This window comes from Pseudomonas sp. BN505 (assembly GCF_029873175.1).
GTDB classification, from domain to species: domain Bacteria; phylum Pseudomonadota; class Gammaproteobacteria; order Pseudomonadales; family Pseudomonadaceae; genus Aquipseudomonas; species Aquipseudomonas putida.
Window position 1 is genome coordinate 117,234 of the sequence record NZ_SSOI01000012.1, and the last position, 13,934, is coordinate 131,167.

General features: G+C 61.6%; 14 protein-coding genes and 1 pseudogene. 14 read left to right on the top strand and 1 reads right to left on the bottom strand.

Going from position 1 to position 13,934, the window contains the following annotated elements; all coding sequences use genetic code 11:
• The first annotated feature begins 2 nt into the window (after positions 1 to 2).
• The 10 genes and pseudogenes from E8E78_RS00755 to E8E78_RS00800 all read left to right on the top strand — a co-directional run bounded on the left by E8E78_RS00755 (position 3) and on the right by E8E78_RS00800 (position 9,301).
• A pseudogene (locus E8E78_RS00755) lies at positions 3 to 1,166 on the top strand (M20 aminoacylase family protein).
• Positions 1,167 to 1,921: 755 nt separating this feature from the next.
• Positions 1,922 to 2,680 (top strand): hypothetical protein, encoded by a 759-nt coding sequence (locus E8E78_RS00760; RefSeq protein WP_280337072.1) that lies wholly within the window; start codon positions 1,922 to 1,924, stop codon positions 2,678 to 2,680.
• A 92-nt stretch (positions 2,681 to 2,772) separates the two neighbouring features.
• Positions 2,773 to 2,988, top strand: coding sequence for an AlpA family transcriptional regulator (locus E8E78_RS00765; protein WP_010799440.1), 216 nt, complete (start codon positions 2,773 to 2,775; stop codon positions 2,986 to 2,988).
• 4 nt (positions 2,989 to 2,992) lie between these two features.
• Positions 2,993 to 3,880, top strand: a complete 888-nt coding sequence (locus E8E78_RS00770) for a ParA family protein (RefSeq protein ID WP_280337073.1) — start codon at positions 2,993 to 2,995, stop codon at positions 3,878 to 3,880.
• 89 nt (positions 3,881 to 3,969) lie between these two features.
• Positions 3,970 to 5,541, top strand: a complete 1,572-nt coding sequence (locus E8E78_RS00775; RefSeq protein ID WP_280311639.1) for a ParB family protein — start codon at positions 3,970 to 3,972, stop codon at positions 5,539 to 5,541.
• A gap of 16 nt (positions 5,542 to 5,557) precedes the next feature.
• Entirely contained in the window at positions 5,558 to 6,109 is a 552-nt protein-coding gene (locus tag E8E78_RS00780) for a DUF2857 domain-containing protein (protein WP_280337074.1), read from the top strand.
• Complete coding sequence (locus E8E78_RS00785; RefSeq protein WP_063423920.1) at positions 6,103 to 7,296, top strand: STY4528 family pathogenicity island replication protein; 1,194 nt, start codon at positions 6,103 to 6,105, stop codon at positions 7,294 to 7,296. Before E8E78_RS00780 ends, E8E78_RS00785 begins: the two co-directional genes overlap by 7 nt.
• A gap of 324 nt (positions 7,297 to 7,620) precedes the next feature.
• Positions 7,621 to 8,376, top strand: a complete 756-nt coding sequence (locus E8E78_RS00790; RefSeq protein ID WP_179027763.1) for a PFL_4669 family integrating conjugative element protein — start codon at positions 7,621 to 7,623, stop codon at positions 8,374 to 8,376.
• Positions 8,373 to 8,876, top strand: coding sequence for a DUF3158 family protein (locus E8E78_RS00795; protein WP_179027764.1), 504 nt, complete (start codon positions 8,373 to 8,375; stop codon positions 8,874 to 8,876). The genes E8E78_RS00790 and E8E78_RS00795 overlap by 4 nt, the downstream gene beginning before the upstream one ends.
• The gene (locus E8E78_RS00800) at positions 8,873 to 9,301 is read left to right on the top strand and encodes a single-stranded DNA-binding protein (RefSeq protein WP_179027765.1); all 429 of its coding nucleotides are present in this window, start codon (positions 8,873 to 8,875) and stop codon (positions 9,299 to 9,301) included. The genes E8E78_RS00795 and E8E78_RS00800 overlap by 4 nt, the downstream gene beginning before the upstream one ends.
• Positions 9,302 to 9,345: 44 nt before the next feature.
• On the opposite strand, the gene E8E78_RS00805 is transcribed toward E8E78_RS00800, so the two are convergent.
• The gene (locus E8E78_RS00805; protein ID WP_179027871.1) at positions 9,346 to 9,528 is read right to left on the bottom strand and encodes a hypothetical protein; all 183 of its coding nucleotides are present in this window, start codon (positions 9,526 to 9,528) and stop codon (positions 9,346 to 9,348) included.
• A gap of 200 nt (positions 9,529 to 9,728) precedes the next feature.
• On the opposite strand from E8E78_RS00805, the gene E8E78_RS00810 reads away from it, so the two are divergent.
• The 4 genes from E8E78_RS00810 to E8E78_RS00825 all read left to right on the top strand — a co-directional run bounded on the left by E8E78_RS00810 (position 9,729) and on the right by E8E78_RS00825 (position 13,735).
• Entirely contained in the window at positions 9,729 to 10,070 is a 342-nt protein-coding gene (locus tag E8E78_RS00810; RefSeq protein WP_179027766.1) for a helix-turn-helix transcriptional regulator, read from the top strand.
• 111 nt (positions 10,071 to 10,181) lie between these two features.
• Positions 10,182 to 12,161, top strand: coding sequence for a DNA topoisomerase III (locus E8E78_RS00815; RefSeq protein WP_280337075.1), 1,980 nt, complete (start codon positions 10,182 to 10,184; stop codon positions 12,159 to 12,161).
• 742 nt (positions 12,162 to 12,903) lie between these two features.
• Positions 12,904 to 13,416 (top strand): STY4534 family ICE replication protein, encoded by a 513-nt coding sequence (locus tag E8E78_RS00820; RefSeq protein ID WP_280337076.1) that lies wholly within the window; start codon positions 12,904 to 12,906, stop codon positions 13,414 to 13,416.
• 61 nt (positions 13,417 to 13,477) lie between these two features.
• The gene (locus E8E78_RS00825; protein ID WP_280337077.1) at positions 13,478 to 13,735 is read left to right on the top strand and encodes a hypothetical protein; all 258 of its coding nucleotides are present in this window, start codon (positions 13,478 to 13,480) and stop codon (positions 13,733 to 13,735) included.
• Positions 13,736 to 13,934: the final 199 nt, after the last annotated feature.

The window sequence follows — 13,934 nt, forward strand, 5'->3', positions numbered from 1 at the left end:
CCATGACTACTCAAGCCACTGAATTCGACGCAGAGCGCTTCATTGCCATTCGCCACCAGATCCACGCAGCACCGGAACTGGGCCTGGAAACGCCAGCCACCGCCGAGCTGGTTGGCTCGTTGCTGGAACAATGGGGCTACCAGGTGCACCGCGGCATCGGTGGCCATGGTGTGGTCGGCGTGCTGAAAAAAGGCGATGGCCCGCGCCGCATCGGCCTGCGTGCCGACATGGACGCCCTGCCCATGCAGGAGAAAAACCGCTTCGCCCATGCCAGCACCATCCCCAACCGCATGCACGCCTGCGGCCATGACGGGCACACCGCGATCCTGCTGGCGGCAGCCTACCGCCTGGCCACTGCCAGCATCTTCGACGGCACCGTGAACCTGATTTTCCAGCCTGACGAAGAAGGCCTGTGCGGGGCTAAGGCGATGATCGACGACGGGTTGTTCAGCCGCTTCCCCTGCGATGCGGTGTTCGCCCTGCACAACATGCCGGGCTACCCGGTGGGCACGGTGGTGATCGAGCCGGGGCCGGTGATGGCGTCTTCCGAGCGGGTCAGTATCAACATCACCGGCAAGGGCGGCCACGGCGCCATGCCAGAGCTTTCGATCGACCCGGTGCCGGTGGTGGCGAGCTTGATCAACGCCATCCAGACTATCAAGTCGCGCAACCTGGCGCCGGAGGAATTCGCAGTCCTCAGCATCGGCATGATCCAGGCCGGCAGCGTGTATAACATCATCCCCGATGAAGCATCGATGCTGGTCAGCGTACGCACCGACACCCCACAGACCCAGGACAAGATTAATCAACGCTTCATGGAGATTGTCCAAGGCCACGAGGTGCTGTTCAACGTTAAGATCGAATTGTCTTTTACCCCGCTGGCGCCCGCACTGATCAACCATGCCAACGAAACAGCCTTCGTGCAAAAGAGCCTAACGCCGCTATTCAAGGACGGGAAGGTGAATACCCGCGGTCGCAAGGTAATGGGCACCGAGGATTTCGCGTGGATGCTCACCGAAGTGCCGGGGTGCTAATTCATGCTCGGCAACGGTGAAGGCGAATTTCATGGCTGCTCGGTACACAACCCGCACTATGACTTCAATGATGAACTGATCAGCCTGGGCTCTGCGTGCTGGGTGAAATTGGTAGAAGACTTTTTTCTCTAGGGCATTGAATTGACTGGTCGCGAGGCACACCGGTAGCCGATGAGCCTACCATCTCTCCCTTGGCGACAAGCAAGTCCTCGCGAACGTTGTCACCGGGCAGGCCCAGTTTAAGTGTCAGGTTTCGACGACTATCAGCATCGCCAGGGGCGCCCAGATCGCGATGCTCAGATCCGCGTTGATTTGCGCAAAGCGGCCAGCCGAAACACCTAGGGCCGACCGCGATTAGTCGAAGCTCTACGCAAGCAGGCACATGTATGAGGAGCACAAACAAGGTAAATGCAAAGGCGGTTTCAAACCCTGTACGACCAATAGCCACCACTACGCTCACTTGGATCAGTGAAATTACGTACATCGCCACCAAGAAGGGATGGCTGTATCTGGCAATCGTACTCAGCACTCAGGCGCGTCATGTACTGGACTACAGCTTGGCGGATCGTATGCCGGACGACTTGGTTAAGCGCGCTTATACAAACGCCTGAAACGCATATTTGGGCGTATACGGGGTCGTGTTTCCCTCCGTTCAGGGGCGCCCAGTATGCAAGCACCAAATTACCCGCCTCCCATCCCTGCTTCTGCGAGAGATGAGGCTGGCTAACCGCGTCGAAACCCGTCGTGAACACAATCAACAAGCCGAACCAATTAAAAAACCTCAGGTCATCAACATTGGATCCAAAGGAGCATATTGAAATCTGCGAGGATGACAGCCGTCACCCCTGTCAGTGGTCAGGAGGATTTTCAGCAGGAGGCTGTTAGCTATGGACTCAGTTAGGAGCTGCTATCACCCTATCGATGCCGCCATCCTTTGGTGCGACCTCGCCAACCACACAGCGGAGATATTGCAGGTCGAGATTGCTCATTCCGGTGAGCTATTAAAGCATTTTCCACAGTGGCCCGACCTTCACTTTCATGTAGAACAAATATACGAGGCTGTAGCCTGCGGTGAGCTACCGGCAACCTTCTTAGGAGGTCCGATTACGCCTAACAACCCCTCCGAACGCGTGTATTGGTCTATTCGTCGGCCGGATCTACGGACGTGGTTTGCGCTGAACCACCCTGAAGATAAGCCCGCGTTTCTATTTCCCAAGAACACCGACCACCTTGAGTGCGTGAATCTCAGCGTTTTTTTGGCTGTGCAAGCCGAGCGAGACTTCTACGCGCGCGAATACGAAAAAATGCATCAGGCTTTTGATTCGCTCGTCGAAGAGATGGCTGCCTATAAAAAGCAAGAGCACGAATTGGCATCACAATTCGAGGCGGCTGGGCCTGCATCCGAGGCATCCACCAAGGTGCACCACACGATTATTGGGGCCCTGCTCGCGATCATGCTGGAAAAGTCGAAAAGCGGCCAACCGCGATCAATCTACAAGACCCAGACTGCGGTAGTCGATGCCATCACTACGCTGTTCCCCGGTATTGCTGGGTTGAGCAAACGCACCCTTGATCGGAAATTTGCACAGGCTCGCCGTCTGTTAGCCCAGGCGGTAGAGGCAGAACATCGAATTGCCAGGCAATGACCGCCATTGCCTGGCAATGATTTTCTAAACCAACGGGCCTTCACTGACTGTCACATCCCACTGCGCGCCACATGGCGCTAAGGAGTGACAGAATGCAACCTGCCAGCCCTGCCCCAGCTTCCGCCGATCGCCACATCATGCGCCGCGATGAGGTGGAACAAAAAACCGGCTTCAAACGCTCACACATCTACAACCTGATGAAGGCCGGACTATTCCCGCAATGCCGGCGCATCGGCACCCGTGCGGTCGGTTGGGACTCGCTGGAGATCGAGCAGTGGGTTCAGGATCGCCTGTCTGTTCGGGAGTAGTGCCATGAAAGTCCTTTCGCTGATCTCGACCAAGGGCGGCGCCGGCAAGACCACGGTTGCCGCCAACCTCGGCGGCCTACTTGCCGACGCCGGCTTGCAGGTGCTGCTGCTCGACCTGGACAGTCAACCGACGTTGTCCAGCTACTACGCCCTGTGCGAGTCACGTGAAGCGGGCAGCTACGAACTGATCTCGCAGCGGCTCACGGTTGCCGAGCAGATCATTTCCGTCACCGCTATCCCGCGGCTTGAACTGATCGTTTCCAACGACCGCGCGGGCCACCTGGGCACCGTACTGCTGCACGCGCCCGATGGCCGACTGCGCCTGCGCAACCTGCTACCCGCATTTGCCGATCAGTACGATGTGCTGATCGTCGACACCCAGGGCGCGCGCAGCGTGGTGGTGGAAATGGCCATCCTCGCCTCCGATTGTGCGCTATGCCCGTTGCCACCGGAAATGCTCGCGGCACGCGAACTGCGCCGCGGCACGCTCGGCCTGTTCGAAGAGCTGGAACCCTACCGCTACCTTGGCGTGGACTTGCCCCCGGTGAAACTGCTGCTCAATCAGGTGAACGCCAATCGGCGGGACACCTGCCTGATCATGCAGAGCCTGCGCAACACCTTTGCCGCCGACCCGCATGTCAGCGTCTGCAACACGGTGATTCCCGATCGCGTCGCGTACCTCAATGCCGCGTCATTGGGACTGCCGGTGCATCGGGTCGAGTCGAAAGCCGCCCCTCGATCGCGCAGTCGCTGCGCGGCCGATGTCATGCGGGCACTGGCCAATGAACTGTTCCCTGAGTGGGAGCAGCGACTGGCCCAGACCAGGATCCGTGCGCGCTCTTATCCCAACAGCGTTGCCTCAGTGGAATGCATCACCGGCCGACCAGCTTAGTGCCACGTTCATCCCTCGCTGCCTCACTCACGCGGCCGATCGGAAAGGCCTGGGCAGTCCGTCTGCATTGACAGATCAAGGGCAAGTTCATGAAACCGCCAACCTCCGAAGACATCACGCGCCAGCTCCAGCACGGGCACTTCCCACAGCGGGTAACACAGCTGCCGCCCACCGATCCCGACTGCGATACACCGATGGTCGTGACCCTGGAGCAACTGCGGCCCTACGAGCACAACCCGCGCTTCATCCGTAACCCGTTATACGAGGAATTGAAGGCCTCCATCCGCGACCGCGGCCTGGATCAGCCCCCGTCCATCACACGCAGACCCGGTGAGCCGCAGTTCATCATCCGCAACGGTGGCAACACCCGCCTGAGTATCCTCGGTGAGCTGTGGCAGGAAACCCGCGAGGACCGCTTCTTCCGCATCCACTGCTTGTTTCGCCCCTGGCAGTCGGAACTGCATACGCTGCTGGGCCATCTGGCCGAAAGTGACCTGCACGGCCAACTCACCTTCATCGAGCGTGCACTGGCCGTGGCCAAGTTCCGCGACATGCTGCTGATAGACGGCAGTAGCCTGAGTCAACGCGAACTGGCGGCGCAACTATCCGCCGGCGGCTACCCGATCTCGCAATCGCACATCAGCCGGATGCTGGACACGCTGGAGCACCTGCTGCCGGCTATCCCGCAGACCTTGTACGCCGGCTTAGGCAGACCTTCGATCGAGCGAACCCTTAGCCTGCGTCGACGTGCCGAATCGGTGTGGAATCGATACGTTGCGACACAGTTGGATTTCACCGCGCTATGGTTGGAGGTGCTGTCCACGTTCGACTGCACAACCGCCGAGCTGGACACCGCCGAGCTGCAGGACGAACTGCTCGCACAGATGGCGAAATCCTTGGACCAGTCACCACGCCTGCTGGCGTTGGAGCTGATCCAGGATAGTGGCCAACCATCACGTCAGCCACTTACGTCCGGCATGTCCCTGTCTCCCCCGCTGAGCGTGGGCCAAGACACCGATGCTACTTCCGGCAGTGAGCCTGAATCTCCCACGGGGCTCCACTCACCGGAACCGGCCTGCCCTCTGCAACCCGCTGACAGACAACCCGAACAGGCAGACCAGACGAAGCCTCCCGCCGCCGCCCGAGAACAGGTATATAGTCCAACTCCGCCACCGCCCGCTCGGCCTGCCAATCTCGGCAATGCTGGGCTTCAGTGCTTGCCCGACTCACTGGACACCATCTGGCCGATACCGCCGGCTCTGGAAGACCTGGTGCAACTGCGCCAAGCCTGCGCGCAGCTGGCCAGCGAACTGGCTGGCTACGCCAATGCACCACACATGGTCTGCGCCACGGAAGAAGGCCTGGGTTTCTCGTTGGCGCCCGATACAGCAACGCCTTCGACACCCCACCGCACCGGGATTCAGCTGCTGTTGGGCGCACTGTTGCGCGTGCAGGATGACGTTGCTTGGGAGCAACGGCAGCAACTTCCGGCAGCGCTGTTCGGCCAACTGCTGCTGGGTGCCTACGACCTGCCACTGATCGAGCGCCCACCGCTCGCGATCGGGATTGAGCGGCTCCCCGATCCTCAATTGGCGCAACTGTTTTCACTTATCCGGCTCTCTCGACGCCTGATCGAACTCACGCTGTCGTCCACCCGCTGACCCCCGGAGGTGCCGCATGAGCACGTCGTTCAATTTGCTGAACCACGCCATGTTGAACCAGGTCCTGCATGAGCTGCGCCATGGCCGGCTGCAACGGTGCAAGGCCTTGGGCCTCGGCGACGAGGACATCGAGGTGCTCCAGTCGCTGCCGCCCACCACCTTGTCCCACCTGGCGCATACCACGATCGCCTGGGTCGAGATCAAGGTCGACACCACGGTGCTGCGTCGCCTGATCGCCCAGGCCGAACGCGACGAACTGAACGAGCGGCTGATCAACCGTGCCCTCAAGCTTGGGGCGAGCTCGAACATCATGTACCGCTGCTTCGGCCTCGACCACTCCGACACGGCGTTGCGTCGGCGAATCCTGAAGATCGAGACCCATCGCGGCCGCCCTGTCCAGCTCAGCGAAGCCCAGGAACATGCCGTGTGGAACCGTTGGCGCCAGTTGCGAGCTGAAGATCCGGACAGCGAGCCGCTGGACGCGATGATGATGCTGGCCGAGGAACAACAGATCAGCCTGACCCTGATTTGGCAGCAGATCGAGCTATACGGAGGTATCCCATGCTGAACTTCTACACCGTGGACTGGGCTGATGTGGTGCGCCAGAGCATGGTCACGCTCAAGCGTTGTCTGGAGCAGGCCGAACAAGCCAGGGCCGCCCGTGCGCTGGCTGAGGGGCCATGCTTCGTGTACTACGGCAGCCACGATCCGTTACCGCGGGGATTGCTGCAGGATCGCCGGCTCACACCCGTGGAGCGCAATCTCTGGTTGGTGCTGCGCTGGTTGATCACCGAACGGCAAATGCGTACCCCACGGTATCAGGACCTTCAGCCGTACCTGGCGACCAGCCCCTGTGGTGCGCAGGCTTCACGCGAGACCATCGCCCGCGCGCTGAACGTGCTGCGCGCTACCCGCTGGCTCAGCCTGAGCGAACGATATCGCGATTCGCAGGGTTGCCTGCGCGGCTGTGTCTACGTACTGCACGACGCGCCGCTGTCACCCGCACAAGCCATCGACCAAGATGCCGGTTACCTGCCCCTGATCTGCCAAAACCTGTCCCATGCCACCAAAGGCGTGCGCGATCTCGCTCAACACCTCCTCCAGGAGCTACGGGCGGATCCAGAGGTGACTGACGAGGCCTTGGCCATGATGGCTTCGCTCCCCGCATCAGGCGCTCAACAGGCCTTGCCGCTGCAGGACGACAGCCATGCCGAGCATTCCGAACGAGGCGAGGCGTACAGCGTTCGGTTTGCCACAGCGTCCTCGACCGATTCCGAACCCAGCGCGAATGTCCCGGCTCCGGCTGCCGTTCGGATTCCAGCGCACGACCGTACCGTACAAAAACAAAGCAAAAAAAGTACAGTACCGCCCGCCTCGGCCAGTGGCAGCGCCGCTTGGCCAGAGGGTCTGCAGTTGAGCCCGACTGAACAGCGCCGGGCAGTCCAGGCGCTGCGCCAGCTCGAGCCCGAACAGCGACAAGCGGTGATCAATGAAGCAGCCGTTCGCTGCAGCCGCGGCGACATTCGCAAGCCGATTGCATATCTGTTGGGGCTGATCAAGCGGGCGTGCCAAGGGGACTTCACCCTGTGGGCCGCCCGTAGCGATGCCCCGCTAGCACCGCGCAAGCGCATTCGCCCGCCAGAGCCAGCTGATGAGCGCTCACGGGAGTCCGGAAGCCGGGTGGCCTCGCCGCTGGCCAAGGCGTACCTAGAGCAGCTCAAGCTTCGCTGCGGTGTCGTGAGCGGGGCAACGTAACAGCGCGCTGAGTCTTCCAGGTCTCCAACGTTCAGCGGACCGCAATGGATTTGATCACAGTGGCATCACTCCAGTGACGTCTTCTAGCCAGACACAATCGCTCGAGGAGTGTGATCTGCGTGATGGGTGTAAGGTCGCAGCTTTGACCAATGCCAAGATGAAATAGTTAGCTGCGTTGGCACTCAGCGGATTTGATCACAGTGGCATCAATGTGAGGACCTTCGAGAGTAGGGGCAATGTGAGCCCATCGCGTTCACATTGATCACTGCCAGGTTGCCCGAGAGCGCAGATCGTCGGCGTCATTCCGACGGCGAGGATCTGGCAATGGTCGACCACTACCAGCTCAACCTGGGTTCACTGCGCAGCAGCATCACCCTCACCCTGCACACGCATCACGCAGCACGACTGTGGCAAGGCCGTGCCGCACGCGAAGGCGTGTTCGGCATCATGGGTATGGCGGGCTACATCAGCGTGACCAACCTGCTCAAGCAGGCGAGCAGTCAGGACGACCCCTTCGCCGACTGGTTCATGCTGCAACTCGAAGACAAGGTACTGCAGGCCAAGGCCGAGCTGCTGACATTGACCGAGCAAGTCAAACTGGTCGAACGGGATTTACCCACCCAGGTCAGCGTTGGCGACAACCTGAACATCCACCCTGTCACCCTGCCCTTGTTCATCGGCAGCCAGCTGGGGTTTCTCGCCGTCTACCTGCTGACCGACTACGACAGCCTGGTGCGTCGCGTGCTGCTCGCCCACCACACCGCGCTGATCGGCCGGGTCGACATGGAACACTGGATCGATCGTGGCGCCCACCTGCTGCGCAGTCTGTTCAGCATGGCGCAGCAGTATCGACTGGCCGGGGTCAGCCGGGATGACATGGCCGCCAACAACGCCCGCGCCCGCGAGGCCATCGACAAGTTCGGCACCCCACCTCAGGACATTCTCGAAGGTACGCGACGCTCGCAATTTGCGCCGCCCATCGTGCGCGCCGCCAAGCCCGCACTGCCCGCTGAGACCGATCAACTTGATGACGACGTGGAACCTTCGCCCGGCGCCCCCGCCGAAGGCGGTGCAGCATGACCCTGGCCGAAGCGATCGCCCATTGCCTGTCATCCGAGGCCTATCGCGAGTTTGAACACAGTGCCTCTCTAAAAGGCCTTTTAAAGCCTTTTAAGGGTAAGGGGGAGCTGTTCCAGTACGCCGAGACAATCAAACAGCTGCGCGGCGAACTCGAGACGCTGATGGCCGCGATGCTGGCGATCATGGCGCAGCCACCCTTCTCGTTACTCGAGTTGCGACTGAGTGTCCAGCACAGCTCCCAGGGCGCATGCTTCCTCCGCTGGCGCAGCCCGGACTTCAAGCGCATGGGCGTGGAGGTCTGGGAGCAGGTGATGGCGCATCCGTTGCTGCAGCCGGAGTTGCGCCAGGCGCTGTACCAGCTGGAGGCCAACCGGATCGTCCTCAACCTGCAGATGAGCAGCCTGAACTCGCTCTATCGCCAGGTCCTCATGGGCGCCCTCAAGCTCGCGTATGCCGATGACGTCCTTTTCGATACCACCACCGAGGAGAAACACCCATGAGCACGTTCTTTGTTGGCGAAGGCAATATCGGCAGTCCCCCTGAGTTTCAGGAGTTCAACAACAACCCGGACGAGCCAAAGCGGCTGCTGCGGTTGAATGTCTATTTCGACAATCCGGTACCGCGCGAGGGCGGCTATGAAGATCGCGGCGGCTATTGGGCGCCGGTCGAGCTCTGGCACCGCGATGCCGAACACTGGAGCACCTTGTACCAGAAAGGTATGCGCGTCCTGGTCATGGGCCGAACGGTCAAGGATGAGTGGGAAGACAGCGAGGACAATGCCCGGGTGACATTCAAGGTTGAGGCGCGGCACATCGGCATCCTGCCGCATCGTCTGGCCGGCGTATCCATGCGCGAAAAGGCCAGTGACAGTGGGGGCAGCAGCCGCAAGCCGGCCGGCAAGAAAACCACCCGCAAGTCGACCTGAGCGGGTGGACGTCAGTGGAACCGTGCCCTTCAGCGCGATACTGCTCAGTCGCGGGGCCCCACGCGGCGGGCGACGCCATGCAGGTCGTCCCCCTCGATCAACCCTTTGACCTCCGCCAGGTACTGGTCCAGGGCAAGGAACGCCCGCCAGTGCGCGGGCGCTTCCTTGACCCACGCGATCAACCTGGCCCTCGCCGCCTGATCGTCCGGTTCCTGATGGGTAGCCATGAACAACTCGCAGGCCTTGATCGCTAACGCATCCGCTTCATGCTGCTCACGTTCGTCCAATCCGCTATCTCCGTGTGACGGTCAGGTCACCGTACTCTCATTGGGTGATACGCCCTGATAGGTCGATAGTCAACCGTTCAGGGCGTTCATATCTTCGGGTGGCTGGTCAACCAAACGGGTTGAATTGGAGAGCCGCCCCGTTGCCAGTCAAAGAGCCTAGCCCACAACACATCGGCCGCCAGTTGGCCAAGTACCGCCGTGCCCAGGGCTTTACCCAGGCGCAAGTCGGTGAGCGCCTCGAGATCGGTACCGAAGCGGTGTCGCGCATGGAGCGTGGCAAGGTCGAGCTGACCGTGCCCAAGCTGCTGCAGTTGGCGGATATGTATGGATGTCCGGCCGATGAATTGCTGCTGGCCATCAGTCCTCGGCCACAGGACCAGGGGCAAAAGATTGCCCCACTGATCAAGGACCTTGGCGAGACGGACAAGCAATTTGCCTTGGACCTTCTGCAGACCGTGACCGCGCACCTCTCGCAACGGTAAGTCGCTCGCCGCTGGTGGTTACATCGATATGATCTCGACCAGTTCAGCTTTTCCCTAGCGCTCCCCTGTCACGCGACCACCCTGTCGGTACCTGACCGAGAGGGCCACGTCATGCGCCTCTACATTTGCGAAAAACCGTCCCAAGCCCGCGATATCGCTCGCGTGCTGCAGGCCCATCGTCACGGCGATGGCTGCCTGCAGGGCACGGGGGTGACCGTAACCTGGTGCGTGGGGCACTTGCTGGAGACCGCGCCGCCAGAAACCTATGGTCAACAGTTCAAGCGCTGGTCATTGGAGCACCTGCCGATCATCCCGCAGCACTGGCAACTGGTGGCGAAGCCCAAGGTGGCGGCGCAGCTGAAGGCGATCAGCCGGCTGCTGCAGAACTGCACCGAGGTGGTGATTGCCACCGATGCCGACCGCGAGGGCGAGATGATTGCCCGGGAGATCCTCGAACGCTGCCAGTATCAGGGGCCGATACTGCGCCTGTGGCTGTCCGCCCTCGACGACGCCTCGATCCGCCGGGCCCTGGCGGCGTTGCGGCCGGGTGAGCAAACCCTGCCGCTGTACCACGGTGCCCTCGCCCGGTCACGGGCCGATTGGCTGGTTGGCATCAACCTAAGTCGATTGTTCACCCTGCTCGGTCGCCGCGCCGGCTTCGACGGTACACTGCCCGTGGGCCGTGTACAGACACCGACCCTGCGCCTGGTGGTTGAACGTGACCGCGCCATCGCCAGCTTTGTCGCCCGGCCGTTCTGGACCATGGACGTTGTGCTGCGGGATGACGGGGCTGAGTTTGAGGCACGCTGGCAGCCACCTGCTGCACACTGCGATGATACCGGTCGCTGCGTTGATCAGGTGGCGGCCGAGCGGGCTGCCCGGCGCCTGGCAGCTGCGCGTTCAGCACACGTCGAGCGGGTCGACGTTGAACGCGTGACGGAGGGGCCGCCCTTGCCGTTCGACCTGGGCACGCTGCAGGAGGTCTGTTCGGCCAAACTCGGCCTGGGCGCGCAGGAAACCCTCAGTGTGGCGCAGGCACTGTACGAAACCCACAAAGTCACCACCTACCCTCGCAGCGATTGTGGCTACCTACCCGAGAGCATGCTGGACGAGGTACCGCGTGTACTAAAGGCCTTGGCCGCAGCCGACCCGATGCTTGGCCAGCGCTTCAAGGAACTCGATCCGACACGGCGGTCCCGCGCCTGGAACAGCAGCAAGGTCACCGCCCACCACGGCATCATCCCCACCGCCGTGGTGATCCCCCTGGATCAGTTGTCCGAGCGCGAGCGCGCCGTGTACACCCTGATCCGCGCCCGCTACCTGGCGCAGTTTCTGCCTCAACACGAATACCTGAAGACCCAGGTGCAGTTGCGCAGCCAGGCCGATCAGTTGCTGGCCCGCGGCAAGCAGATCCAGGTACGTGGCTGGAAGGCCGTGATCGACGAAGCCGACGCCAGCGAACCGACCGAGCAAACGCAGCGGCTCCCCACCTTGCAGGAAGGTGCGTCGGTTGGTGTGCGAGACGCCAAGGTCAACACGCAGCGCACCCAGCCGCCCAAACCCTACACCGAGGGCACACTGGTCAAGGCGATGAAAACCATCGCCAACCAGGTGGCCGACGTGCGCCTCAAGCAAACGTTGAAAGACAGCATTGGCATCGGCACCGAGGCCACCCGCGCCGCGATCATCCAGGGCCTGATCGATCACGGCTACTTGACCAAGAAAAAGCGCAGCCTAGCGGCCTCTGCGGCCGCCCACACGTTGATCGAGGCCGTTCCGCGTGAGGTGGCTGATCCGGTGATGACTGCGGTATGGGAACAGGCGCTGGCACGGATCGAGACCGGTCAGCTGAGTGTCGAGGCGTTTCTCGCCAAGCAATCGGCCTGGCTCACCCAGGTGGTGCGCAGCCAGGCCTCGTTGGACCTGCAGCTACCCCGTTCGAAAGGTCCAGCCTGCCCCGTGTGCCGAAGCCCCATGCGCCAGCGCAAAGGCCGCACCGGCAACTTCTGGTCCTGTGTGCGCTACCCCGACTGCAAGGGTACCAAGCCGTTGAAGGCCAGCGCGGCGCCCGCCAAACCGAAGCGTTCCTGACTGCTTGACGCTGGGGGCCGTCCCTGATGTAGTGAACAGGCCCCTCGCCGTTTGGCGACCCCAGGCCGATTCGCTCCGGGCAGCTCGGCCAGACTCGTTGAGTTCGGAGCCTCTTTCACCGCGCTGTATCGCTGTTCCAGATGTCCAAGGTTCTCGAGACGGATGACCCGTGCGACCTGCTGCAGGCTGCAGGGGTCATCCGCCTCGGCGACGATGCTCAGTGCCGGTGCCCGCCGGCGAAAAAACGGGCGCCGTTTGTGCGCGGATGCGTGCCAGTTATCCCGACCCAGGCCACGACAAGGGTCGGTTGATCAGGGTGACGCGACAGCTGAAGTGAAGCGATGACTTCGCTGTCAATGGGCCGGATCAAGGGTGGCCTCTCTGTTCCTAGCCCGACGACCGTTGGGCTATTTTTTTACGCGTTTGTGTCCACTGCGCTCCACTCATGTCCACACCTCTGAACCCAGTCAAAACCGCTGTTGACGAGCGCTGCGCACCGTTCTATAGATGAACTGCACCGCGCTGTCGTTGACAGCACCAGGTAGCCGGAACCTGCAAGGCTACGCTCTCTCCAGAGTGGTTCCTCCCAAAGTGCGACTAGCGTTCGGCGGCTCGCACGGTTATCGCTCCCCGCGATGATGAGCGCTCTTACACCACTGCTGTTGCACCTGACCTTCCCTTGCGGACTCACCCCCGCCAGGGCCGGTGAATATCCGCGTTTCTCGCAAACAGGAGATTCACCATGACCACGGCAAACACTGCTGCCCCCAGTACCTACTTCAACCTGCACACCCAAGGCATTGGTTACTTGAACCGCGTGCGTGAGGTGCCAGTGCGGCGAGGCCAGCCCTTTATGGCCTGCGACATTGCCGCCTTGCACGGTGCGTCGGATGACGTCGAGTACACCCGCTTCGACTGCAAGGTCGCTGGCGGTGAAGCCGAACGGCTGATCCGCGAACACCTCGAGGATGTCCGTGCCGAACGCAAGGTGCTGATCGCGTTTCGCATTGGCGACCTTTGGGTCGACGCCTTCACCTACGAGAAAGGTGAGCGCAAAGGCCAACCCGGTGCCAGCCTCAAAGGTCGGCTGATCTTCATCGAGTGGATCAAGGTCAACGGTCAGCTCACCTACAAAGCGCCAGATCGGCAGGATGCTTCCTCGGCAGAACTGCCGTCCGAAGCGGCAGAAGAGCATGCGCCGAATCCTTCACACAGTGCCGATCAGGCTCAGGACCAGGCCACGCAGCCTGCCTGAGACGGATGCTCCACCACAGAGGCGCTCGCATGAGCGCCTTTTCTTATCCCCGGAGGTTGCCATGGAGAGTTACTGGCTCTGTGAGGATTGCCTGCATGCCGTGGCCTACGACGACTTTAGCGCGCTGTCGCTGTACTACAGCGAGGTCGAAGTCGACCAGCGAATTGCGCAGATGCGTATCGAGCTGCAGGCGCTAATGCCGCTCAGCGCCGATTTCGATCCGCACACCGGCGTCGGCATCGACCCCTTCTCCACTCGCCCCTGCGAAGCCTGCCATTCCCCGTTGCACGGCACCCGTCATCGTTTCACCCGCCTGTGACCGCCTGATCCCACACACCGGAGGCCTCCTCCCGGAGCGCTTCTGCACACGAGGCTCTGCTCATGAACACGCCCTTGACCCTGGTCGAGCCCCTCGACCCCGCCCTGACCCAGCGCGCCCACGAAGATGCGTTGATCAACGAAGCTCTGCAGCTGCTGGACCAACGCTATTTCCAGCGCGGCGAAGTACTCATCACGCC

Bases quoted from the DNA above. Each gene is read 5' to 3' on its own strand.
- E8E78_RS00775 (WP_280311639.1), top strand. From the start codon at position 3,970: ATGAAACCGCCAACCTCCGAAGACATCACGCGCCAGCTCCAGCACGGG.
- E8E78_RS00795 (WP_179027764.1), top strand. From the start codon at position 8,373: ATGACCCTGGCCGAAGCGATCGCCCATTGCCTGTCATCCGAGGCCTAT.
- E8E78_RS00815 (WP_280337075.1), top strand. From the start codon at position 10,182: ATGCGCCTCTACATTTGCGAAAAACCGTCCCAAGCCCGCGATATCGCT.
- E8E78_RS00765 (WP_010799440.1), top strand. From the start codon at position 2,773: ATGCAACCTGCCAGCCCTGCCCCAGCTTCCGCCGATCGCCACATCATG.
- E8E78_RS00780 (WP_280337074.1), top strand. From the start codon at position 5,558: ATGAGCACGTCGTTCAATTTGCTGAACCACGCCATGTTGAACCAGGTC.
- E8E78_RS00825 (WP_280337077.1), top strand. From the start codon at position 13,478: ATGGAGAGTTACTGGCTCTGTGAGGATTGCCTGCATGCCGTGGCCTAC.
- E8E78_RS00800 (WP_179027765.1), top strand. From the start codon at position 8,873: ATGAGCACGTTCTTTGTTGGCGAAGGCAATATCGGCAGTCCCCCTGAG.
- E8E78_RS00790 (WP_179027763.1), top strand. From the start codon at position 7,621: ATGGTCGACCACTACCAGCTCAACCTGGGTTCACTGCGCAGCAGCATC.
- E8E78_RS00805 (WP_179027871.1), bottom strand. From the start codon at position 9,528: ATGGCTACCCATCAGGAACCGGACGATCAGGCGGCGAGGGCCAGGTTG.
- E8E78_RS00785 (WP_063423920.1), top strand. From the start codon at position 6,103: ATGCTGAACTTCTACACCGTGGACTGGGCTGATGTGGTGCGCCAGAGC.
- E8E78_RS00820 (WP_280337076.1), top strand. From the start codon at position 12,904: ATGACCACGGCAAACACTGCTGCCCCCAGTACCTACTTCAACCTGCAC.
- E8E78_RS00770 (WP_280337073.1), top strand. From the start codon at position 2,993: ATGAAAGTCCTTTCGCTGATCTCGACCAAGGGCGGCGCCGGCAAGACC.
- E8E78_RS00760 (WP_280337072.1), top strand. From the start codon at position 1,922: ATGGACTCAGTTAGGAGCTGCTATCACCCTATCGATGCCGCCATCCTT.